The 16974-nt window shown below is 34.1% G+C and carries 13 protein-coding genes and 3 pseudogenes; 4 read left to right on the top strand and 12 right to left on the bottom strand.

Features of this window, described 5'->3' with window-relative positions; all coding sequences use genetic code 11:
• Positions 1-76: 76 nt before the first annotated feature.
• The 3 genes from QRE67_RS12155 to QRE67_RS12145 form a co-directional block, all read right to left on the bottom strand.
• The gene (locus QRE67_RS12155; RefSeq protein ID WP_286125068.1) at positions 77-1042 is read right to left on the bottom strand and encodes a HEPN domain-containing protein; all 966 of its coding nucleotides are present in this window, start codon (positions 1040-1042) and stop codon (positions 77-79) included.
• Positions 1043-1410: 368 nt separating this feature from the next.
• Positions 1411-2331, bottom strand: a complete 921-nt coding sequence (locus tag QRE67_RS12150) for a VanZ family protein (protein ID WP_286125067.1) — start codon at positions 2329-2331, stop codon at positions 1411-1413.
• A gap of 599 nt (positions 2332-2930) precedes the next feature.
• A complete protein-coding gene (locus tag QRE67_RS12145; protein ID WP_286121022.1) occupies positions 2931-4352 on the bottom strand; it encodes an IS4 family transposase in 1422 nt (473 codons plus the stop codon).
• Positions 4353-4417: 65 nt separating this feature from the next.
• On the opposite strand from QRE67_RS12145, the gene QRE67_RS12140 reads away from it, so the two are divergent.
• The gene (locus tag QRE67_RS12140; protein ID WP_286121021.1) at positions 4418-4678 is read left to right on the top strand and encodes a DNA-binding protein; all 261 of its coding nucleotides are present in this window, start codon (positions 4418-4420) and stop codon (positions 4676-4678) included.
• A gap of 490 nt (positions 4679-5168) precedes the next feature.
• On the opposite strand, the gene QRE67_RS12135 is transcribed toward QRE67_RS12140, so the two are convergent.
• From QRE67_RS12135 to QRE67_RS12125, 3 genes are read right to left on the bottom strand one after another with little or no spacing between them, the layout of a single operon-like run.
• A complete protein-coding gene (locus tag QRE67_RS12135; protein WP_286125066.1) occupies positions 5169-5804 on the bottom strand; it encodes an ABC-2 transporter permease in 636 nt (211 codons plus the stop codon).
• On the bottom strand, positions 5794-6660 hold the full coding sequence (locus QRE67_RS12130) for an ABC transporter ATP-binding protein (RefSeq protein ID WP_199668148.1): 867 nt from the start codon (positions 6658-6660) through the stop codon (positions 5794-5796). The genes QRE67_RS12135 and QRE67_RS12130 overlap by 11 nt, the downstream gene beginning before the upstream one ends.
• Positions 6657-7043, bottom strand: a complete 387-nt coding sequence (locus tag QRE67_RS12125) for a GntR family transcriptional regulator (protein WP_078984725.1) — start codon at positions 7041-7043, stop codon at positions 6657-6659. The genes QRE67_RS12130 and QRE67_RS12125 overlap by 4 nt, the downstream gene beginning before the upstream one ends.
• A gap of 265 nt (positions 7044-7308) precedes the next feature.
• On the opposite strand from QRE67_RS12125, the gene QRE67_RS12120 reads away from it, so the two are divergent.
• Positions 7309-8739 (top strand): IS4 family transposase, encoded by a 1431-nt coding sequence (locus QRE67_RS12120; RefSeq protein WP_286125065.1) that lies wholly within the window; start codon positions 7309-7311, stop codon positions 8737-8739.
• A gap of 409 nt (positions 8740-9148) precedes the next feature.
• Here the strand turns inward: QRE67_RS12120 and QRE67_RS12115 are convergent, their stop codons facing one another.
• The 4 genes from QRE67_RS12115 to QRE67_RS12100 form a co-directional block, all read right to left on the bottom strand.
• On the bottom strand, positions 9149-9523 hold the full coding sequence (locus tag QRE67_RS12115) for a DUF956 family protein (RefSeq protein WP_286125268.1): 375 nt from the start codon (positions 9521-9523) through the stop codon (positions 9149-9151).
• A gap of 218 nt (positions 9524-9741) precedes the next feature.
• Positions 9742-10653, bottom strand: a complete 912-nt coding sequence (locus tag QRE67_RS12110) for a PTS system mannose/fructose/sorbose family transporter subunit IID (protein WP_286125064.1) — start codon at positions 10651-10653, stop codon at positions 9742-9744.
• Between the two features lie 21 nt (positions 10654-10674).
• Positions 10675-11475, bottom strand: a complete 801-nt coding sequence (locus tag QRE67_RS12105; protein ID WP_286125063.1) for a PTS mannose/fructose/sorbose transporter subunit IIC — start codon at positions 11473-11475, stop codon at positions 10675-10677.
• Between the two features lie 35 nt (positions 11476-11510).
• Positions 11511-12497 (bottom strand): mannose/fructose/sorbose PTS transporter subunit IIA, encoded by a 987-nt coding sequence (locus tag QRE67_RS12100; protein WP_286125062.1) that lies wholly within the window; start codon positions 12495-12497, stop codon positions 11511-11513.
• Positions 12498-13064: 567 nt separating this feature from the next.
• Between QRE67_RS12100 and QRE67_RS12095 the strand changes: the two are divergent.
• Positions 13065-13665, top strand: a pseudogene (locus tag QRE67_RS12095) (transposase); the annotation flags it as partial.
• A 457-nt stretch (positions 13666-14122) separates the two neighbouring features.
• Here QRE67_RS12095 and QRE67_RS12090 read toward each other — a convergent pair.
• Both QRE67_RS12090 and QRE67_RS12085 read right to left on the bottom strand, forming a co-directional pair.
• Positions 14123-15104: pseudogene (locus tag QRE67_RS12090) on the bottom strand (IS4 family transposase).
• Between the two features lie 73 nt (positions 15105-15177).
• Positions 15178-15636 carry a VOC family protein gene (locus QRE67_RS12085; RefSeq protein WP_286125061.1) on the bottom strand — a complete coding sequence of 153 codons (459 nt, stop codon included), beginning with the start codon at positions 15634-15636 and terminating at the stop codon, positions 15178-15180.
• A gap of 659 nt (positions 15637-16295) precedes the next feature.
• Here QRE67_RS12085 and QRE67_RS12080 point away from each other — a divergent pair.
• Positions 16296-16538, top strand: a pseudogene (locus QRE67_RS12080) (GNAT family N-acetyltransferase); the annotation flags it as partial.
• Positions 16539-16974 lie beyond the last annotated feature (436 nt).

Raw genomic sequence — 16974 nt, 5'->3', positions numbered from 1 at the left:
TAACCGCCAAAAATGGAAAAATTTTCAGATGTGGCGGATTATCTCTTAAATTGTTTCCGTACCCCAACTGGAATTCTTAGTTAGTTGCAAAAATTAAATTGGTGAAAAATTCTTCCATCTCTTTATCGTTTTTTGAAAACACATCATGTTCCGCAACAAGCAATTGTCTTAAAATGTTATCTAACTTTCGTGAAAACTCAATCAGTTTCTCCTCTTCACCTTTAAGATGTTGGCCATGTACCAATAAAGAACGAAAGTCATAAGCCTTTTTAATAATTTTAAAAAATTCTTTCTTTGATTCTCCAGAAGTACCTAACATCAATGCAACTCGTTCTGCAATTTTATGGTTAACTTCAGATGTTCCAATCGTAAATAAACATTCTAATGCATTACAATAAGCAACTATTTTCATAGGCAAAATACAGCTTGTTCTTGCCTTAAGGGTGAAATAGAATGCTCTATCTATCCGGTTTGATCCTTTATTTTTAAATAGATGATTTGAATCAGGATACTTACCTCCAAAGTGTTTTTCTTCATATTCATCAATTGAAAAAGGGGTGAAATCACGAGTTGCTGATTGAATTTCACTTTTTAAAAAAGATGATTCCTTATGTTCACCCGTAGAATAATAGTGTATTTCTGACAGTGATGCTTTGTAAGTAAAACCGTCTTCAAATTTATTATGATATGCAAGTAAAAAGCCATCTCTTACATAAATATTGTTATCTTTGATTTTCCATAAGTCATAAATAAAACTTTGGGCTAGTCTTAGATAATAATAAGTGTACTTTACTCCTATTTCATCCATTTCAGCTTTCGTCTTGATAGCATCAAATTCTCCATCTATGTATAAATATGTTGCATCATCAAATTCCCATAAGGAATGAATTCCAGCTGTATTTTTCATTAATTGTGTATTTAGTATTTTTGTTCTCTCTTCTGGACCATTTGTAATTCTTGCTCCTGGGAATAGTTCTATTCCTCTATTAAGCACAGTTTCTAATTTTAAGTTGAAAAGTGGTGTTATAAATCTATACTTCATCTGAAATCTCCTTTCGGTGAATAAGAGTGGATTTTGTTGTCACAATTAATTTTTATTTTAACATAACAGGGTCTGTCGCATAGCTATTAAGATATTTAAAGAATAATATGTTTTTCTGAACAAATCACAAGTACAGGGGGTATTGTTGCATTGAAATAAAGTTTGATCAATAACACCTCACAAGCCAGCATTTTACGATAAATAAAAAGAATCCATTTTGATAAAAGATTGATCAAAATGGATTCTTTTCCAGCAGATTTAAGTTTCGGTTTTATAAAAAAGTTTAATTATTTTCTATCTGTCTGCTCTACAATCGTGCCATATTTGTTGAAAACATTGCAAAGCAAGCCCCTTAGAATGTTCGTTCTTCACTCCCACCAATGCTTCATTTCACTGAATCTAACGTCCCATAGTTTAGCGTTCCCGGAAACGATAATCGTAATTTCGTTTTCTTTATAATAAAATGGTATCTCTACAAATTCTGCCCCTTTATTATATTGTTCATTGAACTGAGCTCTTACTTTTCCATCTGCCAGTATAGTGACTTCTCCCTTGAAATCACCATTGTCTGGAATGCCATAATAAGAATAGAGTATGACATCTTTCTTGTTCCCCAAGATGTAAGTGTATGATTTGCTTTTATCCCCTTCACTGTTATACACATTCATTTTTGGTTCTATTTTCTTGCCTGCTACGGTGATACTTGGAAGATTTTCAGTCATAGGCATGGTTCCATTCATTTCTTTCACATCGTGTAATGCTTGAATCGGGCTTTCTCTTGTCGCTACAACATAATTGATAGTTTCCGAGACCACGATTACCCCAACTAGAAGAACACCAATAGATAGAGCCGAAGCAATAAGCTTTTTATAAGAAATTTTTGAAGAAAATCCAACTCTATAGGCGATAAAACCTATCGTTGCACCTAATGTATTGGATATAACATCATCTACATCAAAGCTGCCAAGATAAGTTAAAGCCTGCAGCGATTCCAAAACGAGAATCGTTAAGACAAACAAGGATATGAACTTGCCAAAACTGGAACGATACAACAGAGGAATTACTACTCCAAAAGGGATAAAAGCAGCAATGTTTCCAAATTGGTATAACCATGAAAAAGTTGGTTCTGGAAATCGAAGTGGAACGTTTTCCGGAACAAGCATAAATACATATTCATAATCGCCGGTTGCATGATCTAATCTATTAAAAGCAAAGAACATAAAATATAAAATTAAAATTGTATATAAAATGGTTCCTGTAATGATGAGTTTCCGTAATTTCGCTTCCATAATCCATCCTTAAATTCGACATATCATTTACCCTAAATCTTAATATACTAAAATTTCATTTTTTTGCAATAAAACGAGAATATGATAATTCCGGTTCAACTTTTTTACAAACAGTATAACTTTATTTAAAACGGTACATCTTTTTTATAAATGGTACGACTTTATTTCTAATCTACAGGTATGTGAACGATTCAGGGAATGAGGCGCCACTCTGGAAATTAAATCCAAAATTAAGAATTACACAGTTGATTTTCATTAGAAAACCCAACATAACATCAATTATGTTGGGTTTTACATGACCGTCTTTCTATAATTTCATTAAAAATTAAACATAACTTACTTAAAAACTCATAACAAAAACTAAACATAATTTATAGAAGCTATAAAATCACCTATAACAGACGTTGAAATTACATTTTTTTGAAGTGTGGCCCCTGAAACCCCGAATCGTTCACGTACCCCATCGCCATCAAGTTAACGAGAAATAAATACAGGTATATTTATAAAATTGCTTGTTACTCCCTGAAAAAATAAAAAATCGAAAAAAACTGCATGATAAATAACCCTTACGGGCTAGATTTTTTAAAATATATCATTTCTTACTTGGATAGATGTTGTTCGTATGCAATACCTAAAATATCAAACACCGTTTTCTTTCGATATCGATGCGATTTCCGTCCATTTTTATCAAGTAAATGGAACAAGCGAAGAAAACTTTTTGTTAACTGGATCGATTGAAGTTGTATATGGCGATATAATGTTCGAAAGTAATCGTGAATCATATACATGGCTTTCCATTCACTTAACTCTTTTTGTTTCTTGACCAGTAATAATTGCCTCATTTGAAACATCACAGTAGAGGATAATAAGAGCGCAATTAACTTTCCATAGATATGACACTCTAACCGTTCCTTTTTTACATTTGTATTGTGATGAATATGAAAAATAGATTTCCATGTTTTAAAAATGATTTCGATTTGCCAACGAAGGGAGTAGAATTCATGAATGGCTTCTTTTGAGACATATTCCGATGGAATATTGGTAACGTACACATTGATTCCTTGCAGTTTTTTGGTTCGATCGCTAAAAGTCATATTCTTCTTTTTCTCTTTGTATGCACGATCTTTTCTACGTTGTGCTTCTTGCTCAGGGGTTAGTCTGTAAATCACGGCTCGTGCTGGAAGTCCATAACTCCGACCGATATAAACAACAGGAATTTCATAACATTCACCCGGCTGTAACTGATTCATGATGGCTTCTAAGTCAATCATTGTGTATTGATATTTTTTCTTAATGGATCCGTTTTTAAAGGTAAGAACATGCTCATTTTTTTGAAATATTTTGGTGTTCATTTTTAATCGAGATAAATAGTACGCCCCTTTTTGTTGGATTGCATCTAAATCAATTAAACTAAAATACCCTAAATCTCGTATGCATAAATCTTGTAAATCAACAGTATGTTGAATCTCTTTCCCATAATTCACATCATTTTGTTTACCTGGCCCCACTTCAACATGTAAAAATTGCCCACTCAGCAAATCGTATTCTAACTGTATTTTTACGCCAGAAGCCTTTCCACTTCCTCCTGAACCAGGATAAGCCGTCGCAAGTTGATCCGAGACTTGAAACGTGGTGGCATCTAAAATCCGAATACGACGAAAATATGCTGAAAAAGAGGAATAGAGAGATGTCATGGATAACAATTGTTTTTGTAATAACTGTGAGAATAAAGAGCGTAAAAATTCCACTGCTTGTGCATTCAACCTTAGATTTAGTCCTTCTGGACTCATCAGGACGCCGGTTTCTGATTCCAAATTTCCACATAGTCTAGCCAGAGAATAACTCGCAATGTCTTGTCCCATCCCAATACATAAGGCAGATAAATCTTGTGCCCTGAATTTACTGTTACGTTGAACAAACTGAGTTTGTTTGGCAAGCTCTGTTAATGCTTGTGGTGAAAAGACGCGTTGTAATTCCTCTGAAAGCAGTCGAAACACTTGAGAACTAGATAGTTTTTTCATAAATATCCCTCCGCTTTTTCTTAAATTTTATACAATAGAAAGAAAAAGGAAAGAGGGAAGCAGACATGTATCCACTAGGTTCTAAAGAACGTCCTATCATCGTAAAGGTTTCGTCTAAAGCAAGAGCAGAGAAAGTGGCTGCGATTTGTGAGGCATACAATTTTTACTACATAGTTGGACTAGAATTCAACGAAGATGTGACGGATTTAAAAAAAGCAATCAAAGATTGCTCAAGGCCAGCAAATATTTATGAGAGTTGTTCATGTAACAGTGGGAAGAGGTACAAGTTTTGTTGTATGAACAAAGAAATTGAGCTGGATATATAAAACAAGATACCCTCATTTTTTTCGATTTGGGGGTATCTCGTTTTTCTTAACTTGATGGCGATGTTCACGTACCCCTACTAGGAAATGCAAAGTATATTCCAATAAGAGGATACAAAAGCTTACGGCTCAATTTTGGAGAATATTCACATTGGACTTTTTAATAATGATTTTGGGTAACATCTTATTCCATTGAAATCAAGCAACTAATAAAGGCAGTAAATTTAAAAAGAGATGTAATTATAAGAAAGAATAAAAACACCACTCTTTCATATAATTCTACAAAAGAACAGTGTTTTTGTTGACGATACCCCATGCCCATCAAGCTAAGATTTTGAAGTATCCCCAAAACGAAAATTTTATATCTCTACAGTTATTTGGTATATCACAAGGGGGCCTTGAATTTTTAACAGGGATGGCTGAAAAGAAATAAATATGTACGATACTAAATATATTTCCTTAAACAGCTACCCCTATTATATTTAAAATTTAATTATAAATCCTTTTTTTCATATATTTTGAGAGATATCATCATTGATATAAGACTAATAACTATTGAGATAAAACAAGGCATCCATGCCAGAACAATTGGTGGAAATGGAAAGGTAATTGTAAAATCAATGTGTCCCTTTATAAGAGTAGGAGCGACAAAAGGTATTAAAAAGACAGTAAAAAATGTTATAATTTTTGTTTTGTCATAACCGAATTTAAATTGAACAGGGAGTAGTATACCAAATAAAATACTAAGAATTAAAAATGTTATTCCAAGAGCGTTTACGCTGAGTTTTTCTATACCCGATGGTATGATAATTGACGTAATAATACGGATGATGGAGACACAAATAAAAATTACAAAGAGAAAGAGATATTTTGCTTTTACAAATGTATTTCGTGTGTATGGAGTTGCACAAAGTAAAGCCGCCCCCTTGTACTGATCCTCAAATTTGGATATCGTACCAAATAAAATTTGCTCCATCAAAATCACTGTTAAAAGAAAGCCAACAAGACCGCCATCGTTTAATTGTATTTGTGTAGAAACATAAATAGGAGCGATAGCTGCAAAAACAAGTAAAATTAAGAAATATTTTTTAACTAGCATAAAGTCTTTCATTACAAGGTTAATTAACATGATTAATACCTCCGATGTATGAAAGCATAATATCCTCTATAGTTGGTCTTTCCATCAATACATCAGGCATGAGTCGACGCACATCATCTTTTTTATGAGTAATCCCCTCAAATCCGTATTGAGATTGATGCAAATTTAAAAAAAGGTTTTTGGTTTGGTCATTAATTAATTGATTGTCTCCTTTTACAAATGCATGTGTGTCCACTAACACATCTTTTTCCTCATTAACTAAAATTTTTCCATCATCGATTAAAATAATCATATCGGCAATTTTATCTAAATCAGAGGTAATATGAGTGGAAAAAAAGACACTTTTCCCTGGTTCCTTCATAAAATCCAGAAAAATATTCATCAATTCACTCCGTACCAATGGGTCCAAGCCACTTGTTGGTTCATCCATTATCAATAGGTCTGCATGGTGGGATAGAGCCAAAGCAACCGCAAATTTCATCCGCATACCTTTGGATAGAGTAGAAATTTTCTGTCCTAGATTTAAATTAAATTGTTTAATGTAAGATAAGAAGACCGCTTCATCCCAATCAGTATAAGAAGGGGCAATCACATTTTTCATTTCCTTCAATGTTAATTCATCATAGAAATATCCCTCATCTAGCACGATGCCAATTTTGTTTTTAGATTTCCTTTCATTTTTATCCATATCTTTTCCTAAAAAATTAATTTTTCCGGAATCTTTTAAAATGAGGCCAAGGATTGCTTTAATTGTAGTAGTTTTCCCAGAACCATTAGTACCAATAAAGCCTGTTATACAGTCTTTGTTAAGTGAAAAAGTAACATCTTTTAATGAAAAGCTGTCGTAAGTTTTATTTAGTTTATTCACTTCTAACACAGCATTCATTTGCCGTTCTCCTCCTCCTCTAAAATTAAGTCCATCATCGAATGGAGGTCATCCGCATGAATTCCTATACTTCGAGCCATCTGACAAACTTCTGCAAGTTTGACTTCTACCATGTGGCGCTTGGATTCCATTAATAACTCTAAGTTTGTGGGGGCTACATAGGTTCCTTTGCCAACCCTAGTAATAATAAAACCTTCTGCTTCTAGTTCTGCATAGACTCTTTTTGTGGTTAGTACACTTACATGCAAGTCGTTAGCTAATAAGCGGATTGATGGTAGCTGTTCGCCTTCTTTCAATTCATTGTTAAATATTGATTCTTTAATCTGCTCCTTTATCTGCTGATATAAAGGCTGATTTGATACATTACTTAAGATTATTTTCATTAAACAACCTCTCTATCGATAAGTGTTATGGTATAAGATGCACAACATACACACCATATACAGTTAGTATTATAAATTATTAAAAATGAATTAACAAGACATCTTGTTACAAAAATTACCTAAATGTTAATTTTAAGGAATCTCTTAACGGAGGTCTTACAGGAGTCTCGTCACATTGCTATCAAACTCTGATAAAACTGTATCCATAAAAAGAAAAAAACGCTATTCTGTTTGTAGAAATGTACAGAAAGGATGGCGTTTTTGTATGAATCTATCGATTTCTGATGAACTACAATTATTTTCTAAAGAATTACAACGACATATGTCACCACATGTTTTAGATCAGTTAGCTAGAGAAATAGGATTTGTTCAACGGAAAAGTAAATATCGTGCACAAGATTTAGTAGCTCTTTGTGTTTGGTTAAGCGAAAACATAGCAAACACTTCATTGACACAACTATGTAGTCGATTAGAAGCTAACACAGGTATTTCTATGAGTCCAGAAGGACTCAATCAACGTTTTAATTCTAGAGCTGTACAGTTTTTACAACAAGTATTAGCGTATTTACTTCATCAACAATTTTGTTCTTCTAGCAAGATTTCAACTTTGTATACAAACTATTTTCACCGTATTCGTGTATTGGATTCTACACATTTTCAGGTTCCAGATAAATTCGTTTCTACATACCAAGGCTCAGGAGGTAGTGGTCAAAGTGCCGGTGTGAAAATTCAATTAGAGTACGATCTGTTAAGTGGTCAATTTCTACATGTTCATGTGGGTGCTGGAAAGCACAATGATAAAATTTACGGTTCTACTTGTCACGAATCTCTTCAACCGCAAGATGTATGTATACGGGACTTAGGATACTTCGACTTAAAAGATTTACATACCATAGACAAGTACAGTGCTTATTTCATCTCACGACTTAAGCTCAATACTCGCATATATCAGAAAAACAAAGAGCCTGAATACTTTCAGAATGGAACGATAAAAAAACATTCTGAGTACATCCAACTAGATATGGAGCAATTTATTGATCAATTACAGCCTGGTGAAACATATGAAATCCCTGATGTTTATATCGGAATGTATCAAAAGCTTCCTACAAGACTAATTCTGTATAAATTAACTGAGACGCAAATGAAACGTAGGCAAAAGGATTTAGCATCTAAAGAACACAAGAAGCAAATTACCTATAAGGAACGCAGTAAACGTCTCAGTGCAATTAACTTTTACATTACGAATATTCCTTTGGAATATCTACAAAAGGAACAAGTATATGATTTTTACTCATTACGTTGGCAAATTGAACTTATCTTTAAAACATGGAAATCATTTTTTCGTATTCATCAATGTAATTCTGTAAAACTGGAAAGATTAGAGTGTCATCTATATGGGCAATTAATTAGCATCCTTCTTTGTTCCTCCACTATGTTTCAAATGCGCCAATTACTCCTTATCAAGAAGAAACGAGAATTGAGTGAATATAAAGCTGTTTATATCATTAAAGATTATTTTCCACTTTTTTATCAAGCTCTACAAAAAGACGCCCATGAGCTATCAAAGATCTTGCTTCGTCTGTTCGATTTTTTACACAAAAACGGGCGAAAATCTCATCGATATGAGAAAAAGACAGTCTTTGATATTTTAGGCGTCGTGTACAATTGTTCCAAACCTCACAATCATGTAGCTTAATTAAAAAAACGAAACCCTTTAGGGTTTATTTCTTGTGCAAACCTTTAAATAATTTATACTTAGTCTTCAGAAAATAGAAAGCTCTTAAGTTGAAATTGATTTTACATAATCTTAGCTTGATGGGCATGGGGTAGCACGCACATTTTAACGTTTTTATACGCTAAGAGATTCTCAAAACCTAATAGCACAATTTCAATTGAGATTTTGATTAAACATAAGTTTTGAGACACTATTTAAGCTATTTTTAAATCATTTTACATTGAAATGAATTACCCATTTTAGAGATTAGATAATTTGCTTAGAGTAGTAAAATCAACGTTTTCTCATGTCGAGTTTTGCTTAGCGTATATATTAGTTAAAATGTGGGCGGTACGCCTATATGAAAAGTACATCCCTTCTTTTCATTCCATTATTTCTTTTTACCTATCGACTTAAAAGCTCGTTTAATAACATCAAAGAAACTTAGGGACTGTACCATATGATCTGGATCTACATATTCTCGTATAGCCCGAAGAACTTTCTTAGGTTCCTTAGAAGAAAAGGTGAAGGTCCCATTTCTCTTCGTTTCAATCGCATAACGCGGAATCCATTTCCCCTTAAACATCACAGAGGCTATAACGTAATCTACTTCCTTCCACGGAATTTGAATAAATTTACGCGCATCACGAGAATTATAAAATTCAAACCCTTTATCACCGATCATAATTTCCCCATAGTCCGTAAGTCCCGTGAAAGCGGTGGCATCTATTACTAAATCTACCTTTGTATTAATTGATTGAACCATCATATCCGCTCCATTTCATTTATCTTATTTATTCATTATTCGTTTCCTCAAACAATTAAGTCAATACAAAAAGTGGCTGAAACAATAATCTCCAGCCACTTTTTGTATGCGAACTATTATCGATTCACAGGCTACAAAAGTCTGCTACTAAACTACACTTCAATCTCAACAATTCCTAAATAATAAACCTTAAGAATTGAAAGCATCAGCAACTTTAATTATAAAAGTCCGATTACGTGACCAACTACCCCAACTACGAATAGGGAAAGAATAATAACAATTGGGCTGACTTTTTTCTTAAGCAACCACATACATAAGAATGTCAGAAGCAATGCAGCCAAACCAGGAATTAATTGATCCAAGTTATCTTGTAAGGTCGTTACTTTCGTAGGTGAAAGTGCCATTCCTGAGTTTACTTGTTCAAAAGCTTGACGAATCCCTTCGCCATTTCCAGGAAGTTTGTCCCATTCAATATACGCACCTTTATCTAACTGAACTTCAGATACGACTGGCTTGAATTTAATTGATACCCACCGTTGCACTAAGGCAGCAAGTACGAACATACCAAGGATTGATGCACCTTTTGTAATATCTTGTAATAATCCACCTGAAAGATCATCAGTGATTTTAGAACCGGCTTTATAACCAAATTCTTGTGTATACCACATAAATCCCCAACGAATCAGATTCCAAGCTAAGAAGAAAAGGATTGGCCCAAGGATATTTCCACCCATTGCTAATGATGCCCCTAAAGCACCTAACATCGGACGTAAAGTAAACCAGAATACTGGATCACCAACACCGGCTAAAGGACCCATCATCCCAACTTTAACCCCTTGAATTGCCACATCATCAACTTCTGCACCATTAGCACGTTCTTCTTCAAGTGCTAATGTAACTCCTAGAATTGGTGAAGCAATATAAGGATGCGTATTGAAGAATTCCAAGTGACGTTTTAACGCTGCTTTTCGATCTTCTTTTGATTTATATAATTTTTTGATTGCTGGAATCATCGAGAAGGCCCAACCACCATTCTGCATACGTTCATAGTTCCAAGAACCCTGAATAAACGTAGAACGCCATGCAACGGCTAAGCGATCTCTTTTTGTTAATTGAATTTTTTCTGCCATTTCTCTTCTCCTCCTTCTGAATTAATAATCGTTTAAGATATCGCCAAGTGGGTCGCCAGAGTTGCCTCCACCGCCATTTGAAGAACCACCCATTTTAGAAAGACTCAAGTAAATAAGAGCTAAAGCCACACCCAATGCACCAAGTGCAATAAGTGTTAATTCAGAAATTGCGGCTATTACGAAACCAATAATGAAGAATGGCCATACCTCTTTTGTTGCCATCATATTAATAACTAATGCATAACCAACAGCAACAACCATTCCACCACCAATAGCCATTCCGTCAGTCAACCATGCAGGCATTGATTCCAAGAATCCTTGAACGCTTTGTGCAGGGATAAATAAAAGTGCTCCTGCAGGAATCGCAATTCGGATCCCTTGTAAACACACCGCAGCGATGTGTAACACTTCGATTTTTTTAATATTTCCTTCTTCAGCTGCCGTATCCATCATGTGTACGATAGGGACAGCAAGTGTACGAACGATCATTGTTAAGAAAAGGCCTGCTACTGCAAGTGGAACCGCTACTGCGATTGCTGATGCAACACCGCTAACACCTTGTCCACCTAATACTAAAATAATTGCTGATGCAACTGATGCCAATGCAGCATCTGGCGCTACGGCTGCCCCGATATTTGCCCATCCAAGTGCAATCATTTGAAGTGTACCGCCAAGAACAATACCAGCCTCCAAGTTACCTGTTACTAAACCGATTAATGTACATGCCACTAGTGGTTGATGGAATTGAAATTCATCTAATATTCCTTCCATACCAGCTAGAAAAGCAATTAGTATTACTAAAACTATTTCTATAGTAGACATTATGAGCCCCCATTTCATTTAAATTTGCTATGTCACTATGCTAATTCAACCTTCGCTTTTTTTAGAATGTCATCCATGTTTGCACGAGAATCATTAGGTACTTTACGTACATCAAACTGAATGCCTTTTTCTTTCATTTTCTCGAAAGCCTCAACATCTTCTCGTCCCATAGAAAGTACCTTACTAACGACAACTTTACCGGTTGAATGAGCCATAGAACCAACGTTAACTTCTTTAATATCCACACCACCCTCAATAACTCTTAGGACATCTAGTGGGTTTTCAAATAATACTAGTGCATTAGTGTTACCAAAACGGGGATCTTTTGCAACTTCAATCATTTTGCTGATTGGAATAACATTTGCCTTAACCCCCGGTGGTGCCGCCTGTTCGATCAATTTCTTACGAAGGTCGTCTCTAGACACTGCATCTGAAACTATGATAATACGATTTGGTTGTGTAGACTTTGTCCATGCAGTCGCTACCTGACCATGCAATAAACGAGAATCCACACGGACTAAAACGAACTTGATTTTCCCGTCACCAACTACTGTATCTGGAGCAAGCGTACCTTTTGCTTGTCCATCTTCAGCAACTGCGGTATCAGTATTTTCTTTGGGTTCTAGCTCTTCAGGTTTAATTCTAACCCCTTCTTTTGCCGTTTTAACGATATGTGCTGCGATTTCTTGAGCAGACATCATTGATAAACGGGATGCATAAGCTTCAATCACCATTGGTAAATTCATACCAGCAACGATTGCCCAATTGTCTTTGTGTTCTTCATACAAGCCGTTAGCTTGATTGAATGGAGTACCGCCCCATAGATCGACTAAGAATAATACTTCATCTTGATTATCAAAAGATGCAACTGCTGCTTCCATTTTTGCTCTCAAATCGTCTGGACCTTCGCTTGGCATTAAGGTAACAGCCTTAACGTTTTCTTGTTCTCCAAAAATCATTGCGCCAGATTGTAAGATGCCTTCAGCAAATTCGCCATGGCTTGCTAGGATAATCCCTACCATCTCTCTACCTCCTAAATATTTTATCTTAATTTTTTCTGAATAGACGCAAACAACACAACTATTTCTTCTTCGTTTCGTCAATCTTTGCCTATTAAAAAATAACTTTTTCCACCCCTAAGAAAACCACCTCCTACACTCCTAGGCTATTGAAATTTAGCTTTTTTCATCAAATTTTGTTTACTATCGATAATGAGTTTGCGAATCTCCAATTCACCAGCAACTGTAATGGTTAAATTTTCTAATTATTTATTGTTAGATAAATCACCATCTTTTAGTAAAGTATATCCTGCAAATACTATTTCTTTAGTTTAGTGTTTTTACTTGTATCTATAGACTTATTTCACCACAATTGTTGAGAACTAGTAGTTATGATTCTACATTATTACTTGTATCAATCGTTTTAACTTTCCTGCATTTACCAATTTTAACCTTGATAGCATGGCATTTTTCAAGATTAATTGATTCTAAATTGTTACTTATAACACATAATTTCTTGCGTCAAAGGTTCTTTATTTTCTAAAATAATCCTTCATAAGAAAACGCTTTCATTAAGATGGAAAGAACATGCCGTTGAAAGTCATTGATTCAAGTACGCTTCCTTTGAACTTAACCAACTATAAATGGGCTGAGTTCCGTCAAACGAAAGCAGGAGTAAAACTTCACTTGCGACTTGTCTTCATGGATAAGGAAACCGTTTATCCTGAAAAAGCAGTGATTACCAATGCAATCGAACATAACAGAAATCAACTTGAAGTTCTTGTGGATGATAAAGATGCCATGTATGTGTTTGATCGCGCATATGTGGATTACGAAAGATTCGATCGAATGACAGACGATGCATATTTTTTGTTTCCCGACTGAAGAAAAACGCTGTTATTCGTGAAGTAGAATCCTTTTCACTTCCTAAAGATAGTGCCGTTCTATCTGATAAAATGGTTTATATCGGCTGCACACAAAATCGCACAGAGAATGTCTTTCGCCTTCTTGAAGTCGTTGATACAAAGGGAAATATACTTCTCCTCATCACCTTTTTCTTACATGTTTTGGTTCAATTGGAATGAAAAGTAAGAAACCTCTCTTACGAATCACACGTTGGCTAAAGGCGGCTATCTGGAAACCATCTTATGTTTGGATACGGAAGTTTGATGGAAGAGCTGGTCCGTCGTAAAGGAACATTTGTCGTTAGCATTTTTGATTTTGGTTAAACTGGATATTTTTTCAAATGAACAAAGTCACCTTTCTTTTGAGTTTGACTTTTTTTCTCAAATTCAGAGAGAGTATGTTTTTGAAAATTTCGATTATATTTATGCAATGTTAATGCATAAATATAATAATATAAAAGTAGCTCGTTTATCAGTTCTTAAAAAATTAATAAACACTATAATTCCTCAAAATAGTTATATTTATATATATTCATTATATCATTTGTGAATATTTTCACAATGGATATAAATTGAACATTTTATGAATAAAATGTTCAATTTGGGGTAGCGTCACATGCCCATCAACTTAAGAGTAGAAACACAATGAACTTTCGTTCGTATAAACGAAAAAACTCTTAAAATATTTTGTGTCCTTAAAAATGAGCATACCAAATAAACCTAGATAGGTATCGTTTTTAAAAATTATGCAGCTTTCTTTTGTTTTCTCAATCCATTATACTCATAGACAACACCCAAAATATCAAAGACTGTTTTCTTCTCGTATCGATGAGATTTCCGGCCATTCTTCTGGAGTAAGTGGAACAGGCGGATTAGAATCTTTGTTATTTCTTGGGTGTTTTGCTGTATGGTTCGATATAAAATGTGTAAATGATCTTGAATCATTCCAATTGCTTTATATTCACTTAATTCTTGTTTCTTCTTTTGTAAAATTAATTGTCGCATCTTAAACATAGTAGAAGAACATAGAAAAATGGCAATGAGTTTTCCATAAACATGGCATTCTAATCGCTCTTGTTTAATATTTTGCCAATGATGAATTTGAAATAGAGATTTCCATGTTTTAAATACAATCTCTATTTGCCAACGGAGAGAGTAATAATGTCGCTAAACACTCTGTTCCAAAGGTTTTATCATTATTTTTCCCTGGTTCAATTTGAACATTTAAAAACTGGCCACTGTGTAAGTCATATTCTAATTGAATTTTTATATCCGCTGTTTAGGCACAACCACCTGACCCAGGGTACACACTAGCTAAATGTTTTGGCACCTGGAAAATCGTTGCATCTAAAATACGAATTCGTTGAAAATAAGCGATTGAAGCGCTTGGAATCACTGATGTTTCACAAATTTTACTTTTTAATAGTGCAGAGAAAATATGCTTTAAAAAGAAAACAGCTTTTTTAGTGAAACGCTTATTGAGTCCTTCTGGACTCATAAGTGTTCCTGTAACAGCATGAAGTCGACTACACAGTCTCACTAAAGAATCACTCGCTACTCGTTGACTGATCCAGACACATATAGTAGCTAAATCATGCCCTGAAAATTTACGTTTCCGTTGTACAAAACCTAGTTTTCTAGCAAGATTTTCTAAAAATGAAGGAGTAAGATGTTCATATAATTCTTCAGAAAATAATTGTAGTTCACTTTGAATCGAAAGATTCATAAAAAACGTCATCCTTTCTGTATATTTTTACAAAAAGAATAACGTTTTTTTCGGTTTATAGATATAATTTCATTTATTTTTCTTGGTGCTCCGCATCCCATTCACTTAAATAGGATGCATATTCTAATTCGTCTGGATTATCATGTAGCATAGAAATAAACTCTAATTTATTTCCATCACAATCCAGAAAATATACACTTGCAGCTGGCATCCATCTTTGGACAATTGGCTCTTGATTCCCTTTTCCCTGACTTCCTATCACTTCTATTCCACGCTTTTCTAACCACAATTTAGAAGTCTTTAAAAACTCTAAATCTACACCAAAAGCAAAGTGTTTCGTCTCAAAGTCTTCAATATTATGTATTTCCCATAGTCCAAGCATTTGTTTTTTATTTTCTCCTACCCAAAAGAAAGCCACTCTTCTTTTAGATAGTTTTCTTGCTAATGCTAACCCTAACTTATTTTGATAGAAATCTATCGCCTTTTCTAAATTTCTTACATGTAAATGAGTTTCGTATATGCTCTGTATCATTATTTTTATTCCTTTCTTTATTGTAATTTTTATGTCGATATCTTTTGGTTATTATAATACAAGTAAAAATATCTTAAATCATCCTACTTTTGTATAATTTTTCTTTCCTGCAAAAGTAGGATGTACGGATTTCATTTATATAATTTGAGCTGGTGTTGATGGTTCTTAAAAATAGAAAGCTTATTTTCAAATTAGATGAAAAAAGAGATGCAATTATGGATATTCATGTGAAATTTTCGTTTTGGGGGGTACTTAAAAATCTTAAGTTGATGGGCATGGGGTCACTTTATCAAAAAAAGAAAATCGTACATTAATTAGAGTATTATGAAGAGAGGAGTGTTCGTTTAATATAGAGACGAATATCCTCTCTGTTTATAGATATTAGAAATATAAACAGTAGCTTACATATTTAGTCTAGTTCGTTTATTATGTAGCTACAACGCCGTCTCAAGAAATTGGAAGGTGAGAACAAGCAATTACGTGAGTAATTAAAGGTTGCTTAAGCAGATGTTTATAAGCATATATAACTCACTCTTAGGGACTAGTTTAGTATAGCTTCTTAAACTATTGAAGTAGCCCATTTGAAAAATTAAACTAGTTCAGATATGGTAATATAAGGGTTAAAGGTACCTAACTCTAAGTTTAAAGGGGACGTCTAAATGTCAATGATAAGGATCGAGAAAGCATCTATTATAGATGCTGAAAAGTTAACAGAAATTAAGAAAAGAACCTTTGATGAAGAAGCAAAAAAATGGCTTCCAAATCAAGAGAATATAATTGACTATAATATTCAGCCACCAGGGTATTCTTCAATTGAAATGACTAAGTATATGATTAAGGAGTTAAATTACTTCAAGGTTATATACAACAAAATGATTGTGGGTGGAATTAGTGTGACCTTAAAGGTAGTAAAATAAATAATAGTAACCTTAGGAACGTGGAAATACAGCAGAGTGATATAACAGGTATGAAAATAAATAACATTCCTGTGGCAGACCTTCTCGAACTATACTATCAAGTGAATAAAAAGTAAACAATCAGTGCTTCCCTTCAAAATTGGCTCTTTTAAATAATGGACTCATTTTTGAATGATGACCTCTAAATCAAAGGAGCTTACATATTAGACATGTCTAATATGTAAGCTCCTTTATTTTTCAAGGGTTCTCAGAATTTAGGTCTTGTTAACGTACGAAATTCGCGTTTTGTTGGTGAGACTCCAATATAGAGTCTAATCGACACTTTGATGATTATTCATTACCACACTAACCTAATTACCGCCATCAGGATCAACGAAAAATGCGAGTACAAATACATCTTTATTATTTTCGGAATGAGAAA

Source organism: Bacillus sp. DX3.1, assembly GCF_030292155.1.
In the GTDB taxonomy this organism is placed as follows: domain Bacteria; phylum Bacillota; class Bacilli; order Bacillales; family Bacillaceae_G; genus Bacillus_A.
The sequence above is the reverse complement of the archived record's forward strand: the minus strand, read 5'-3'. Positions and strand labels throughout refer to the sequence as shown.